Below are 14,024 nucleotides of genomic sequence, written 5' to 3'. Positions count from 1 at the left end.
TCCCGAGGGAGTGATGACCTGATCCTCCGACCGCCGGTTCGATGAGCGTATGTGCCGATGGATGGTGTACTCAGGTGAGCCGCTCCTGGCCGAGGACCTGCTCTTCAAGCCGCAGCACTCGCTCATAGAGCAGAGTCTCCACTCGCGCATGGGGGCGACGACGACGAACGGGGACGGGTTCGGGATCGGGTGGTACGGCGAGGGCCCCGTCCCCGCGGTCTTCAAGAGCGTGGACCCCGCCTGGAACGACGAGAACCTCCGCGAGCTGACCAAGCAGGTGCGTACCCCCCTGATGTTCGCCCACGTGCGGGCCTCGACCGGAACACCGGTGCAGCGCAGCAACTGTCATCCGTTCCGGCACGGCCGCTGGCTGTGGATGCACAACGGGGCGGTGTTCGGCTTCCACCAGCTCAAGCGGGAGCTGATGTTCGCGGTGGACCCGTCGCTCTACCCGGACATCGAAGGATCGACCGACTCCGAGACGCTCTTCTTCCTCGCCCTGACCTTCGGTCTCGAGGACGACCCGATGACCGGTGTGGCCCGGGCCATCGGCTTCGTCGAGGACCTGGCCGAGAGGCGCGGCGTGGCGAACCCGGTGCAGGCGACGATGGCGACCAGCAACGGTGAGTCCGTCTGGGCGTTCCGGTACTCGACGCAGCACCAGAGCCGCACCCTGTTCCACTCGACCGACGTGACCCAGCTGCGCGTGCTGCACCCCGAGGTGGAGATGCTGAGGACGGTGAGTGCCGACGCGCGTCTCGTCGTCTCCGAGCCGCTCCGTGACCTGCCGGGCGCGTGGCGAGAGGTGCCCGAGTCGTCGTGCGGCATCATCCAGCCCGGCGACGACGAGATCCGCGCGTTCGCGCCGATCCCTCCCGCTCGTGTCGCCTGAGTCACCCGCCGCCTGAGTCACCCCTCTGGAGTCACTCGCCCTGGTCACGTCGTCTGAGCAGCGCCCGCGAGGACGCCGCCCAGACGAAGTCGGCCGAAGTCAGCCGGCGAGAATGCGGGCCTTCTGTGCCTRGAACTCCGCGTCGGTCAGGACGCCGGAGTCCCGGAGCTCCCCGAGCTGCTTGAGCTTTTCGAGGTCGACACCAGTGTCCTGAGGTGGCGGTGGCGGGGCGGCGTACTGCGCGGGCGCGGGCGCGTACTCCTGTTGCGGTTGCTGCTCCTCCTCTTTCGCTGCCCAGCGCCCGGCCTGACGGCGCGAGACCCGGTTCGACACCGCCGTGGCCGTCCCCGCGACGACAGCTGTCCTGGCCATTCCACCGATGAGTCCCATCGAGTGCTCCTTCGTACGTACCTGGTTGACGTTCGGGTTCTCGTTGCGCCGGCTGCGCCGGCTGGTTGGGCGAGTCCTCCGGCCTTACGTGGCGGACCCTGCCGACGACTCGGCCGCCTCCAGCGCCTCGAGACGGGCGATGACCGTGTCAGCCGGGAGGCGGACGCTCGCCACGACCTCGGCACCCGCTCGGCGCATGGCCGAGACGAAGGGTGCGGCCCAGGTGTTCTCGTAGACCAGGAGCGCCACCGCGTTTCCGGGCTCGACCAGCGAGGCTGCCTCCTTGAGGTCGTCCTCGTCGAGCAGATCGGACTCGACACCCTCGAAGATGGCCAAATCGAGCGTGCCGTCACCGTCCAGGTCCGAGATGGCGACCGCCGTGACGGTCCCGTCAGCTGCCCGGACGAGAGCTTTCATGTCGAGGACGCGGATGATCCCTCGGTCGACGAGGTCGACGAGGATGGCCAACCCCTCGCCGGTCAGGCGGGCACCGGGGAACTCCAGTGCGAGGTAGTCGATCGGTCCGACATCGACGTTGACGCTCATGTGCTGCCTCCTTGGTGGCTCTCCACTGACATCTCGACCCTCGCCGCCGGCGCGTGTCGGGCACATCGCTCCTCGAGGATGAGTGAGCGCGACGGCACCTAGTGCTCCTGGTCCCGGCCGGAGTGGTCTCGGTCGGCCTTGACGTCCTCGACCTGGTGGACGGCGGTCACGCCGATGCCCAAAGACTCCAGCAGGGACAGGACGAGCGACAGGGTGTCGTCCGGGACCACGGGGAAGCTGAGGACCGTCGCCCCACCGACGTCCCGACGCTTGAGCGGCACCGGTGACTCGGTCAGGTCCGTGGCCAGCTCGCCGTCGAGGATGACCTCGTAGATCAGCATGACAAGCCTCACTTTCGGTGGACCACGGGTTTTCGCTGACGGCCGGACCGCCCTTGGCTAGCCTCGAAGGGTCAGTGGTCCTATACATCCACCTACGGGGGTGACATGGTCGGCCCACGTCAAGCACGCATGTCGACGCCCTTGCCGTCGCCGGGCATCATCGATCGTCCGCGCCTGCTGTCCTTGATCGACCGTCGACCGGTGGTCGTGCTCGCAGGCATGGCCGGCTACGGCAAGTCGACCCTCCTCGCCGCCGCTGCCCGACGGCAACGCGACCGTGGTGCAGCCCTGTGGTTGACCCTCGACGAGTCCGACCGCGAGCCCGTGCACCTCGTCTCCGACCTCCTGACCGCAGCCAGCCTGTCGGGCCTCGACGAGCTCGGCGCAGGCCTCGAGCCACTGCGGGCATCGGCGCTGCGAGCAGAGCCGCTCACCCTCGTCGACTCCCTCCTCGAGATGCTCTACGACACCGCGGTGCCGCTGACGCTCGTGCTCGACGACCTCCAGCACCTGGCCGAGTCGAAGGATTCCGTACGCGTCATCGACCACGTGCTCCGGTGGGCGCCAGCCAACATGCGCATCGCGATCGCCGCACGCGTCGTCCCGCCCCTGCGACTCCAGCGGCTCCGACTGGAGGACCGTCTGGCGTACATCGCGCACGACGAGCTCGCGTTCAGCCCGGAGGAGTCGGCCGAGGCCGTCCGGGTCGCCGGCCTCGACCTCGACCCCGACACGGTCGACACCATCCACCAGGTCACCGACGGTTGGCCGGCCGGCGTCCGCATGGCGATCCTCGCCGCCCGCCAGAGCGGCCGGCCCCGGCAGGTCCCCATGGAGCTGCGGAGGGACCAGGCGCTGGCCGACTACCTCGCCACCGAGGTTCTCGCCTCCCTCGACGACGACCTCAGAGACTTCGTCCTCGACAGCTGCCTCGACGAGCAGGTCTGTTCATCCCTCATCGACACCATCCGGGGCACGCACGACGCGGAGACCTACCTCGAACACTGTCTGGCCGATGGTCTGTTCCTCACCCGCGGGGACGTCTCGGTCCAAGAGGCCTGGTACCACTGGCACCCGCTGTTCGCCGCGCACATCCGTCGTCGGCTCGCCGCCGATCTGCCCCAGCGAGCCCTGACCCTGCACGCGGCGGCCGCGGCCTGGTGGAGCCCTGTCGACCCGCCCACGGCGATCCGGCACGCGATGGCCGGCGGCGACGGTGAGATGGCCTCGAGAATCTTCGCGGACCGCTGGCTCGACCTCTTCCTCGAGGGACGTGTGGACGCGGTGCTCGACGCGGTGGAGCAGCTCCCGCAGACCTCTGTGTATGCCAGCGAGGCCCACCTCGCGAAGACGCTGATCCTCGGACAGCGTGGCAGCCTCGACGCTGCCCGCGCGGAGCTCGACGCCGCCCGCGGCGCAGCGGACACCCTTCCGGAGGCCGCCCGGGCCCGACTCGAGGACCGAATGGCCGTCATCGAGCTGTTCCGCACCGGCTACGACCTGGGGCTCGGCCCCGCCGTCGAGTCCGGGGCTGCCCTGCTGGACCGGCTGGACCGCAGCCAGCGAGCACCGGATCCAGCCATCCGGGCCTCGGTCCAGGTGTTCGTCGGAATGGGAGAAGCCCGCCTCCAGGGCCATCCCAAGCTGCCCCTCGAGATGCTCCGCTCGTCGGCCGCCACGGCGCACGACACCGGCCTGCTGGCCCTCGAGCTGACGGCCCTCGCTGAGTCCTGCATCCCCGCCATCGCGGAAGGACGCCTGACCGAGGTGCGCGACCTCGCCGCCGACGTGCTGGCGCGTGCCGAAGAGCGCGGCTGGGTGGGGCTCGTGACCCTGGCCCCGGCCGTGGCCTATCTCGGCTGGTTCGACTACTGGCGTGGCAACCTGCGCGACGCCCGGGCCCTGCTGCAGCGAAGCCTCTCCATGGTGCTCCCCGTCGACTGGGAGCTGAGGGGGCTCATCCTGAACTTCCTCACCAAGACCAGCCTGTCGTTGGGCGACCTTCGCGCCGCCCGGCGCAGCGCGGCCGAGATCAGTTCCATGATCGAGTCCGGGCACGCGGCACCGTCGTGGCCCTCGATGCTCGCCGGCCTCGAGGGACTGATTCTCCTGGCGCGGGGACACGCCACCGAAGCCCTGTCGCTCGCCAYCGGGCCCCCCACCTCCCCGGAGTACCGGTTGACCCCGACCCACCGGGCCAAGGTGCTCCTCCTTGCCGGTCGCCCGGAGATGGCACTGGCCGAGCTCGACCGGGTCCCGCCGCCCGAGGGTTTCGTGAACATCGAGTGTCTGGCACGCTGCATCCGGGCGGAGGCGCACGCGGTCCTGGGCCAGACGGACGCCGCCCACGTCTCCCTCGAGCTGGCCCTCGCCGCCGCTGAGCCGGACGAGCTCTACGGGCCCTTCCTCGGCGCCGGCGAAGCGATGACCGAGCTGCTCAAGTCCCACCTGCGCCACGGCACGGCCCATCCCACAGCCGTGACGCACGTGCTGGGACGCATCGTCGAGGGGCAGCACCAGAACATCACGGGCTGGGGCGAGCGGCTGACCGACCGTGAACGGATGATCCTGCAGTACCTCGCCACCAACCTCACCAATGCGGAGATCGCCGAGGCGGAGTACATCTCCCTGCACACGGCCAAGACCCACATCGCCCACATCTACCAGAAGCTCGGCGTCAGCAGCCGTCGGGCCGCGATCCGTCGAGCCGCCGAGCTGGAGCTCTACTGAGCTGGGGCTCCACTGAGCTGGAGCCCTGCCGAGTCCGAGCAGCCGCCGGCACGATCGAGGCATCCCCCGAGAGCCGTGCGGTCTCCCCCCGAAGGAGTGACGCGCCACCGAGGCGACGAGCCCATGCTGGATGGGTCCGGGACTTCCTACTCACTCGAGGCGGACAGGTATGCAAGCCGTCGTTGTCGTATCCGGCGAGGTGGACGAGCGCGACGTCTGGCCGTATGCCGTGTGGTGCGACAGCAACGGGACGAGCACGACCTTGACGGTTCGAGTGCACGACAGCCAGGAGCTCGTCGGCGTCCTCGCGGCCCTGACGGACCTGGGGCTCAAGGTCACCTCCACGCATCTCGTCGAGGAGCCCGGCGGCAGGGGCGGCGCCTCCTGAGCGGTCCGTCGACCGATCTCCCTCCCAGAGTGCGATGCAGGCGGTCTGCCGCAGGACGAACGTAGGTCTCGGCACGAGCACCTCACCCATCGCGACGAGTCGCGACAACGAAAGGAACGGCTCACCATGGACTTCTGGAGCTACTTCTGGCTGCTGGTCTGGTCCTTCTTCTTCGTCGCCTACCTGATGGTGCTCTTCCACATCTTCGGGGACCTCTTCCGAGACCGGGAGCTCGGCGCGTTCGCCAAGGTCGTCTGGGTGGTCGTGCTCTTCGTCTTCCCCTTCCTTGCCGCGCTCGTCTACGTCATCGTCCGCGGCAAGGGCATGGCTGAGCGGCAGATGGAGAGCAACAGCCGGCGGATGGCCGAGCAGGAGGACTACATCCGCAGTGTGACCTCCGCATCGGGCTCGACGTCCTCGCCGACCGAGCAGCTGTCCCAGGCCAAGGCGCTGCTCGACAGCGGCGCGATCACCGAGGACGAGTTCGCCGCGATCAAGTCCAAGGCGCTCGCGTGAGCCACGAGGAGCTCGCGGACGTCGCGAGGGTCGAGACCGGCTAGCGAGCCGGTCATGACGGCGGTCGTCGTCGTCTTCGCCCTCCTGGTCATCGTCTACGTGAGCCAGTCGGCGAGGATCGGCCGGGCCCACCTGACCGGTCCCATCATCTTCGTCGCCGTCGGAGCCGCGCTGGGGCTCCTGGTCTCAGGCGGGGTCGACAGCTCCACGAACCGCACCATCGCCGAGGTCACCCTGGCCCTTGTGCTCTTCCACGACGCCGCGCAGCTGCAACCGCGGGAGCTCCGAAGCGACTCGGTCTTCACCGCCAGGTTGCTGCTGATCGGTCTGCCACTGACGATCGGGGCCGGCTACCTCGTGGCACGGGGACTGTTTCCGAGCGCAGGCACCTGGGCGGCRCTCCTCGTGGCGGCGACCTTGGCACCCACGGACGCCGGGCTCGGAGCGGCGACCGTGCTCAATCCGGTCGTGCCCGTGCGGGTGCGCCGGATCCTCAACGCGGAGAGCGGCTTGAACGACGGGATGGCCACGCCGGTGGTGCTGTTCGCTGTCGCCGCAGCGGCCGGGGCGGTGCCGGAGAACGCCGCCGTCGATGCCGTCCGCGAGCTCGCTGTGGGAGCAGTGGTTGGCGTTGTCGCCGGATACGCCTCCGGCTGGCTCATCGACCGGTCCCGGCGATCGGCGTGGGCGGAGTCCGGCCTGCTCCCCCTGGGCGCCCTCTGCGTGCCGCTGCTGTGCTACGGCGGCGCGGTCGAGGTCGGCGGCAACGGCTTCGTGGCCGCCTTTCTGGCGGGGACCGCCTACGCTGCGGCGCAGGCGAGCGCCCAGCAGACGCACGCCACTCTCGACATGGTCGACCGGGTCTCGGCGCTGCTCGGGTATGCCGTGTGGATGCTCTTCGGCATCACGCTCGCTCGCCACCTGGACTGGTTGGGTCGGTGGCAGAACCTCGTCTTCGCCGTGCTCTCGCTGACGGTGCTGCGCATGGTTCCGGTCGCCCTCTGTCTGCTGGGCACGGGAGTCCAGAGGTGGACGGTGGCCTTCGTCGGGTGGTTCGGGCCCCGCGGGCTGGCGTCGGTCCTTTTCGGGCTCATCACGTACGAGTCCCTCGGCGCCACCAAGCCGGAGGTCCAGACGGTCATCGGCGTCGTCGCCACGACCGTCGTGCTCAGCGTCCTGCTGCACGGGCTCACCGCCGGTCCGTGGGCAGCCCGTTACGGCGGATGGGCGCAGCGGACCCGTCCGTTCGTCGAGACCCAGTACGCCGTCGAGCCGCTCGCGGTCCACCGCTCCGGCGGGGCTCACGGTGCTGCGCCGCCGCGTCGGTGATCCCGTCCGAGAGGGAGGGGCTAGAGCCCGCGCCACGTCGACGTTGCACGGCCGATCCGCTCCGAGAGCCCGGATCCGACGACCACCCCGACGGCGATGGCGACGATGGACAGCAGCGCATCGAGGAAGTCGCCGAGTCCGGCGGCCTGGTCCGCTCCCACGATCTGCGCCACACCCTCCAGCCCGAGTGCCCCCGGCACCAAGAGCCAGAAGGTGGGAAGGAAGGTGACTGGCACCGGTGGTCCGCTACGGCGGCTCTGGATCGCGTAGCAGACCGGGAGGACGGTCGCGGCGGCGAGGAAGCAGGCTCCCAGGGTGCCCAGGACCCGCCCGGAGAACGCCTGCACGCCGTAGCCCACGTAGAGGACCAGCAACAGCCATCCGAGGGTCCTCCGCGGCGCGGACGAGGCGATGGACTGGCCGACACCGAAGACCAGCACACCAACCCAGGGCGCCCACGCGCCCAGGGCCGAGGTCGTGCCGCCGGACGGCGTCGGAAAGCCTACGATCTCGGCTCCCATGGCAATGCCGAAGGCCAGGACCAGCAGGCGTTCGAGGCCGTACACCAGCCGTGCGGAACCGGCGAGGATGTCTCCTGTGGAGAGCTCCACGGTCGCCATGGTCAGTGCCGCTCCGGGCAGGAACGTCACCAGGGTGGGGATGACGATCTCCAGGGGCGGGGTGTGCAGCGCGGGTGCGACCCACTTGAAGACGATTGCGGTGACCACAGCAGCCGTGGTGACGGGGAGCACGAGCGAGAGCATCCGTTCGCGGTCGGCCCACCAACGCAGGGCGCCGACGAGGAAGCCGATCGACAGGAACGCCGGGAGCGCGTTGGCGGTCGGGTTGAGCATGAGACCGAGGCCGACCGTGAGGATGCCACTGGCGAGGACGGAGATGACACCTCCGAACCGGGGGCGCGACCCCAACAGGTCGTCCAACCGGGCGCGGGCCGGCTCGGCATCGACGAGCCCGTGGCGGATGTCGTCGATGAGCCGGTAGAGCGCGTCGATCTGGTCGAGTCTCAGGGGCTCGCTGGTGCCGGCCTCGAAGTCCATCCGGCTGGAGGCGCCCGTCGTGATGCGGACGAAGACTCCCGTCGGGACGACGAAGAAGGTCACACCGGTGGCGGCGTACACGCCGGCCACCTGCTCGAGGATGTGGGTGACCCGCTCCGTCGCATCTCCCGCCCGGGTCAGGGACACCCCGAGATGCCTGAGGAGATCGAGGACGGCCTCAGGAGGAGGAGGGGGCACCGGCTCCGGTTCCGGGTCGGCCGCGCGACCCAGGGGTCCCAGGCGTCGACGCGCAACCCGCGCGAGGTGCGACCACGCGTGCCGGATCGACGGCCCGCGACGCTCGACCGCAGAGCCGGTTGAACCGGCTGCTGCCAGCCGGCCGTCCTCTGACATGTGACCAGACTGGCCGCGCCGCCGACGGCGAGAGTCATCCTCCCCGAGTGACTCTCGCGCAGGGGCGCGCTCCTAGATTCGGAGAGTACGACGGGACCGTGCCCGGCGGAAGGAGCCGACCATGGCAGGCAGGCGCTCACCGACCGGGGCAGGGGGCACGGTGGTGACCGGTGAGGGTACGACCGCTCGCACAGGGGGTGTGCTCGCCGCCACGTGCCTGTCGACCTTCGTCGTGAACGCCAACACGTCGGCCGTCAGCATCCTGCTCCCGGCCATCAGCGCCGACACCGGCACGGATGTCACGACGTTGCAGTGGGCGGTCACGGGCTACTCCCTGGTCGGCGCCGCAGTCATCGTGACGTCGGGCTCGCTGGGCGACGTCTTCGGTCGCAAGCGGGTCTTCCAGCTCGGCCTCGTGCTGTTCGTCGTGTCGTGCGTCCTCATCGCGCTGTCCTCCTCGGGCGGTGCCGTCATTGCCGGTCGCTTCATCCAGGGTGCGGCGGGAGCCACGATCCTGGCCTGCGGGCTCAGCCTCTTGTCCGTGGCCAACAGCGGGGAGGCCCAGCTGCGCGCCGTGTCGTTCTGGGGGGCGGCAGCAGCCGTCGGCGCCGCGGCCGGCCCACTGATGGGCGGTGCGCTGGTCACGGTGGCGGGGTGGCAGGGGCTCTTCTGGGTCGACGCGGTCATCGGGATCATCTGCATCCTCATCACGGCCCGCCAGGTGTCCGAGTCCCACGACCCGACTCGCTCGCGGTCCATCGACTATGCCGGCTCGATCCTGATCGCGCTGACCCTGGCGCCGGTGGTGCTGGCCCTCAGCAAGGGCAGCGCCTGGGGCTGGGTCTCGGCTGCGACGATCGGGTGCCTGGCGCTCGGCATCGTCTCCGGCATCGGCTTCGTCATGGTGGAGCGACGAGTGCCCGTGCCCATGCTGGACCTGGACCTGCTCCGCAACCGCGTCCTCGTGGGCTCGACCCTAGCCATCCTCATCGGGGCCGGCACCATCAACGCGTTGATGTACCTGCTCAGTCTCTACTTCCAGAACCCGGACACGTTGGGCTTCACGACCCTGCAAGCCGGTCTGGCGACGCTGCCCGCCACCGTCGGTCTCGTCGTCATCGCGGCGGCCGTGCCGCGCCTGACCGCGCGCCTGGGGGGACGGCAGGTGGTCGGGCTCGGGTTCCTGCTCACGAGCATCGGGTTCGCCGTCATCGGGTTCGTCGACGCCTCGTGGCTGTACCGGGCGTTCCTGCTGCCCCTCGTGGCCGTCGCCGTCGGCATGGGCCTCTCCAACGGCCCGGCCTCGTCGGCCTCCACCGCCTGCGTGCCTGCGAACCAGGTCGGCTCCGCCTCCGGGGTCTCGAACATGGCTCGGTACGTGGGTGCGGCCGTGGCCACGGCACTGGCCGCCACGATCTACGGCGGAGTCATCGCCGACCGCACGGCCAGCGGCCAACAGCCGGCCGAGGCTCTGGCGTCCGGACTCGCGGCCGCGTCCTGGGTCATGGCGGCACTGAGCTTTGCCGGAGTGGTGATGGCAGTCGTCATGGGCCGTCACCAGGCGGCGCGAGGGACCATCCACGACTCGGCCGCGGCAGCGGCTGCCGCCACCTCGTTGACCCTGCCGACCAGCGCCACCGGCCACGCAGCGGTGAGCGCATAGCAGCCGAGCAGCCGAGCTCCCGAGCTCCGGGCGAGCTCCGGGCTCCGGTCAGCCGGCCAGGCGACGGAGGAACAAGGCCTCCGCCACAGCCAGATCCGCAATCTCCTGCGGGTGCACGCTCTCGTTGGGCGCGTGGATCAGGGCCTGGGGCTCCTCCACGCCCATCAGGATGATCTCCGCCCCGGGATAGGTCTCCGCGAAGACGTTGCACAGCGGGATCGAGCCGCCTTGGCCAAGGCTGACCATCGGACGCCCGAAGGCCTCCTCCATGGCTGCCGCGATGGCCCGGTAGGCGGGACCGTCGGTCTCGGCCATGAACGGGGAACCCGTCGCCTCCGTCTCGACGCCGACGTGCACGCCCCAGGGAGCAGCCGCGAGCAGGTGGTCGGTCAGTGCCTTCTCCGCAGCATCCGGATCTGTCCCCGGCGGTATGCGGAGGTTGAGCCGGGCTCGTGCGTGCGGTGGGATGGCAGCCGCGGAACCGAGCACTGGTGGGCAGTCGATGCCGAGCGTGGTGAGCGATGGCCGGGCCCACAGCATGTCGGAGACAGAGCCGCTGCCCAGCAGTGACGCCCCGTCGACCACTCCCGCGTCGGTGCGGAACTGGTCGGGTGGATACACCTCGCCCCGCCACACCTGGCTGTTGTCGAGTCCGGACACCGTGGTGTTGCCGAGGTCGTCGCGCAGCGTGGCAAGGATTGCGATGAGTGCGGCAAGGGCGTCCGGGGCGGCGCCACCGAACATCCCCGAATGCACCTCGGACGCAAGCGCGTCGACGGTGACCACCACGTTGACCATGCCACGGAGGCTCACCGTTGCGGCCGGGACTCCCACCGCGGCGTTTCCGGTGTCGCACACGAGGATGGCGTCCGCGCGCAGGAGCTCTGCGTTCTTCGGCACGAAGTCCTCGAGCCCGCCGGTGCCTTGCTCCTCAGAGCCCTCCACGACGAGCTTGAGATTCACGGGCACCTCATCGCCGAGCGCGCGCAGAGCGGTCAGGTGCATCACGATGTTGCCCTTGCAGTCGGCCGTGCCCCGGCCGTACCACCGCTCACCGACTTCGGTCAGCTCGAACGGCGGTGTGCGCCAAACCGCGTCGTCGAGCGGAGGCTGCACGTCGTAGTGCGCGTAGAGCAGGACAGTGGGAGCCTCGGGGACGGCGCACGGTCGCGAGCCCACGACGGCTTGGCTCCCGTCCGCCGTCTCGGCGAGGTGGGCGTCCGAGAACCCGACTGCCTTGAAGGCGTCGAGCACCCACCGGGCGGCCCGGGCACACTCCTCCGGCGGGTACTGCCGCGGGTCGGCCACGGAGGGGATCGCCACCAGCTCGGCCAGGTCGGTTCGCGCTCYCCCCATCAGGCCGTCGACACGGTCTCGCAGCTCCATGGCCCGTCAGCCCTTCACGTTGTCGCCGAGGTTCAGGCCGTTGACGAACTCCTGGAAGCTCGGGAGCTTGTCAGGACAGTAGATCTTCAGGACGAGCAGCTGGCCCCTGACGACACGGTTGTCGGAGATGATCGGTCGCATCCCCGGACCGGAAGCACCGTTCATGAGCTGGCCGAGGAAGATCCCCTTGCGCAGCGACCCGCTCGGGTCGTCGCACACCGCACCACCGTCGTTCCCCAGGACGCGCACCACCTGCGCCTGGCGCGGGGCATGAGCACCGGACGCCGTGAGGGCGGCGATGAGCTGGTTCGCCTTCTGTTCGGCCTGCTGCGAGGTCTTCCCCGAGTGGAAGGTGAGCAGTGCGATGACGACGAGGACCACGACGATGATGCCGGTGACGACGTAGATCATCCGGCGCTCCTGCGTCGAGGATGTTTCCGTGACGGTCATGATGCTGCCACCTCGGATGTCTCAGGTTGCTTCCACGAGGGCTTGCGCAGTCTGTAGAAGAGGAAGGGCACGAGCAGGCCGAGACCGAGCGCGCCACCCGCGACGATCAGCAGATACGTTGCGGGACTGCCAGATCCGAACTGCGAGGGCGGCACGAACCCGATGAGCAGGGCCGCGAGCGACGCGGCGAAGCCGACACCGCAGAGCGTCCCGAGTATGGGTGCACGGTAGCCCCGCGCATGGTCAGGATCGTTGCGGCGCAGGCGCACCGCCGCCACGAACATCAGCAGGTACATGATGAGGTACACCTGCGTGGTGATGACCGAGAAGATCCAGTAGGCGCTCGACACGTTCGGGATCAGGGCGTAACCGAGCCCGATGATCGTCGTGACGATGCCCTGCGCCACGAGGATGTTCTGCTGGACGCCGTTCTTGTTGAGCTTCTGCAGGACCGGCGGAAGGTAGCCCTCCTGCCGTGAGATGAGCAGCAGGCCCTTGGACGGGCCGGCGAGCCAGGTGAGCATGCCACCGAGCGACGCGGTCACCAGCATGATGCCCACGATGGGGGTCAGCCACTGCGCGCCGAAGTTGGCGAAGACCGCGTCGAAGGCCTGCATCACCCCGGCTGTGAGTGACAGCTCCTCGGCGGGCACGACCCAGCTGATCGCCAGGGCCGGGAGGATGAAGATCATCAGCACCAACCCCATGGCGAGGAACATCGACTTCGGGAACTCCTTGGCCGGGTTCTTCAGCGAGCCGACGTGCACCGCGTTCATCTCCATGCCGGAGTACGACAGGAAGTTGTTGACGATCAGCACCAGGCTGGAGAGGCCCGCCCAGACGGGCAGCAGGTGGTCGGCGTCCATCGGGGCGGCTGAGGGGTTGCCCTGACCGAGGAAGACGGCGCCCAGGGTGACGAGGACGACGCCGGGGATCAGCGTGCCGATGATGAGCCCGGCACTCGCCAGACCCGAGACGCCCTTGGTGCCACGGGACGAGACCCACACGGCGGACCAGTACACGACGACGATGACCAGCGCCGTCCAGACGCCGTTGGACGCGAGTGCCGGGTTGATGACGTAGGCCAGGGTGCTTGCCACGAAGCCGAGCAGGCTGGGGTAGTAGAAGATCGTCATGGCGAACTGGCACCAGACGGCCAGGAAGCCCATCGGCTTGGAGATGCCTCGGGCCACCCAGTTGTAGACGCCGCCGTCCCATCCGGAGGCCAGCTCCGCCGAGACCAGCGAGGTCGGGATCAGGAAGACGATGGCCGGGACGATGTAGAGGAAGACGCAGGCGAGCCCGTAGACGGCCATGGTCGGCGCCGCCCGGAGGCTCGCCACCGAGCTGGTCGTCATCATCGCCAGGGCGATCCACGAGATGTAGGCAGAGGCCGGCGCGCGGGAGCGGGCGGCCGCGGCCGCGACCGGCTGGTCCGCGGACGCGTCCATGGCGCTCATCGCGCGCCCCCGGACGAACGTCGCCCGGCTGTGGTGACACCTGGTTGCATCTCGACCACCCGCTCTCCATCGTTGATGGCACTGCACGTGTGATCAGGTTGCGGCGGCCGAGCCATGGTCGGCCTCCCTCTCAGAGAGTTAGATCCGAGTCGCAGCGACGCGGGATCAGTCGACGACGGCGAGCCCGTGGTCGGTGTTGTTGAGACGCAGACCAGCAGTCGGCGTCACCGTGACGATGTCCTCGATGCGCACGCCGAARCGCCCGGCAAGGTAGATCCCGGGCTCGACCGAGAAGCACATCCCCGGCACCAGGGGTTGCTCCTCCCCCTCGACCATGTAGGGCGGTTCGTGGGTCGTGACCCCGATCCCGTGGCCGGTCCGGTGGATGAACGCGTCGCCGAAGCCGGCCTCGGTGATGACAGCCCGGGCCGCGCGGTCGACGTCCTGGCACGACGCGCCGGGACGCGCCGCATCGACTCCGGCCTGCTGCGCGCGCCGGACGATCTCGTGGACCTCCCGGA

At 69.5% G+C, this 14,024-nt stretch carries 14 protein-coding genes; 6 read left to right on the top strand and 8 right to left on the bottom strand.

Translation table 11 applies throughout. From position 1 onward, the window contains the following. The first annotated feature begins 61 nt into the window (after positions 1-61). Entirely contained in the window at positions 62-892 is an 831-nt protein-coding gene (locus tag AC1DP0_RS07510) for a class II glutamine amidotransferase (protein WP_478083314.1), read from the top strand. Positions 893-991: 99 nt separating this feature from the next. Here AC1DP0_RS07510 and AC1DP0_RS07505 read toward each other — a convergent pair whose 3' ends face one another. The 3 genes from AC1DP0_RS07505 to AC1DP0_RS07495 all read right to left on the bottom strand — a co-directional run bounded on the left by AC1DP0_RS07505 (position 992) and on the right by AC1DP0_RS07495 (position 2,169). Further along, on the bottom strand, positions 992-1,282 hold the full coding sequence (locus AC1DP0_RS07505; RefSeq protein ID WP_478083313.1) for an SHOCT domain-containing protein: 291 nt from the start codon (positions 1,280-1,282) through the stop codon (positions 992-994). An 84-nt stretch (positions 1,283-1,366) separates the two neighbouring features. Further along, entirely contained in the window at positions 1,367-1,828 is a 462-nt protein-coding gene (locus AC1DP0_RS07500; protein ID WP_478083312.1) for a DUF6325 family protein, read from the bottom strand. Positions 1,829-1,926: 98 nt separating this feature from the next. Next, positions 1,927-2,169 (bottom strand): hypothetical protein, encoded by a 243-nt coding sequence (locus AC1DP0_RS07495; protein ID WP_478083310.1) that lies wholly within the window; start codon positions 2,167-2,169, stop codon positions 1,927-1,929. Positions 2,170-2,298: 129 nt separating this feature from the next. On the opposite strand from AC1DP0_RS07495, the gene AC1DP0_RS07490 reads away from it, so the two are divergent. From AC1DP0_RS07490 to AC1DP0_RS07475, 4 genes are all read left to right on the top strand, one after another. Continuing rightward, positions 2,299-4,899, top strand: a complete 2,601-nt coding sequence (locus tag AC1DP0_RS07490; RefSeq protein WP_478083308.1) for a winged helix-turn-helix domain-containing protein — start codon at positions 2,299-2,301, stop codon at positions 4,897-4,899. A 169-nt stretch (positions 4,900-5,068) separates the two neighbouring features. Next, positions 5,069-5,287 (top strand): hypothetical protein, encoded by a 219-nt coding sequence (locus AC1DP0_RS07485; protein ID WP_478083306.1) that lies wholly within the window; start codon positions 5,069-5,071, stop codon positions 5,285-5,287. 126 nt (positions 5,288-5,413) lie between these two features. After that, positions 5,414-5,803 carry an SHOCT domain-containing protein gene (locus AC1DP0_RS07480; protein ID WP_478083305.1) on the top strand — a complete coding sequence of 130 codons (390 nt, stop codon included), beginning with the start codon at positions 5,414-5,416 and terminating at the stop codon, positions 5,801-5,803. A 54-nt stretch (positions 5,804-5,857) separates the two neighbouring features. Further along, positions 5,858-7,132: a cation:proton antiporter domain-containing protein gene (locus tag AC1DP0_RS07475; RefSeq protein ID WP_478083302.1), complete on the top strand. Its 1,275-nt coding sequence runs from the start codon at positions 5,858-5,860 to the stop codon at positions 7,130-7,132. Positions 7,133-7,152: 20 nt separating this feature from the next. Here the strand turns inward: AC1DP0_RS07475 and AC1DP0_RS07470 are convergent, their stop codons facing one another. Next, entirely contained in the window at positions 7,153-8,421 is a 1,269-nt protein-coding gene (locus AC1DP0_RS07470) for a threonine/serine exporter family protein (RefSeq protein ID WP_478083315.1), read from the bottom strand. A 244-nt stretch (positions 8,422-8,665) separates the two neighbouring features. Between AC1DP0_RS07470 and AC1DP0_RS07465 the strand changes: the two genes are divergently transcribed. Next, positions 8,666-10,207 (top strand): MFS transporter, encoded by a 1,542-nt coding sequence (locus tag AC1DP0_RS07465; protein WP_478083299.1) that lies wholly within the window; start codon positions 8,666-8,668, stop codon positions 10,205-10,207. A gap of 48 nt (positions 10,208-10,255) precedes the next feature. Here the strand turns inward: AC1DP0_RS07465 and AC1DP0_RS07460 are convergent, their stop codons facing one another. From AC1DP0_RS07460 to AC1DP0_RS07445, 4 genes are all read right to left on the bottom strand, one after another. Next, positions 10,256-11,593 carry a M20/M25/M40 family metallo-hydrolase gene (locus tag AC1DP0_RS07460; RefSeq protein ID WP_478083296.1) on the bottom strand — a complete coding sequence of 446 codons (1,338 nt, stop codon included), beginning with the start codon at positions 11,591-11,593 and terminating at the stop codon, positions 10,256-10,258. A gap of 6 nt (positions 11,594-11,599) precedes the next feature. Next, positions 11,600-12,043 carry a hypothetical protein gene (locus tag AC1DP0_RS07455; RefSeq protein WP_478083295.1) on the bottom strand — a complete coding sequence of 148 codons (444 nt, stop codon included), beginning with the start codon at positions 12,041-12,043 and terminating at the stop codon, positions 11,600-11,602. Further along, positions 12,040-13,503 (bottom strand): glutamate/gamma-aminobutyrate antiporter GadC, encoded by a 1,464-nt coding sequence (gene gadC / locus AC1DP0_RS07450; RefSeq protein ID WP_478083293.1) that lies wholly within the window; start codon positions 13,501-13,503, stop codon positions 12,040-12,042. The genes AC1DP0_RS07455 and gadC overlap by 4 nt, the downstream gene beginning before the upstream one ends. A gap of 165 nt (positions 13,504-13,668) precedes the next feature. Continuing rightward, positions 13,669-14,024 (bottom strand): M24 family metallopeptidase (locus tag AC1DP0_RS07445; protein ID WP_478083291.1); only part of this gene is annotated, 356 nt, incomplete at its 5' end.

This window comes from Terrabacter sp. P5_B1 (assembly GCF_056400505.1).
Note: the sequence above shows the minus strand (reverse complement) of the source record. Positions and strands in the feature narration are given on the sequence as shown.

Bases quoted from the DNA above. Each gene is read 5' to 3' on its own strand.
- AC1DP0_RS07480 (WP_478083305.1), top strand. From the start codon at position 5,414: ATGGACTTCTGGAGCTACTTCTGGCTGCTGGTCTGGTCCTTCTTCTTC.
- AC1DP0_RS07495 (WP_478083310.1), bottom strand. From the start codon at position 2,169: ATGCTGATCTACGAGGTCATCCTCGACGGCGAGCTGGCCACGGACCTG.
- AC1DP0_RS07455 (WP_478083295.1), bottom strand. From the start codon at position 12,043: ATGACCGTCACGGAAACATCCTCGACGCAGGAGCGCCGGATGATCTAC.
- AC1DP0_RS07485 (WP_478083306.1), top strand. From the start codon at position 5,069: ATGCAAGCCGTCGTTGTCGTATCCGGCGAGGTGGACGAGCGCGACGTC.
- AC1DP0_RS07510 (WP_478083314.1), top strand. From the start codon at position 62: ATGGTGTACTCAGGTGAGCCGCTCCTGGCCGAGGACCTGCTCTTCAAG.
- AC1DP0_RS07465 (WP_478083299.1), top strand. From the start codon at position 8,666: ATGGCAGGCAGGCGCTCACCGACCGGGGCAGGGGGCACGGTGGTGACC.
- gadC (WP_478083293.1), bottom strand. From the start codon at position 13,503: ATGAGCGCCATGGACGCGTCCGCGGACCAGCCGGTCGCGGCCGCGGCC.
- AC1DP0_RS07500 (WP_478083312.1), bottom strand. From the start codon at position 1,828: ATGAGCGTCAACGTCGATGTCGGACCGATCGACTACCTCGCACTGGAG.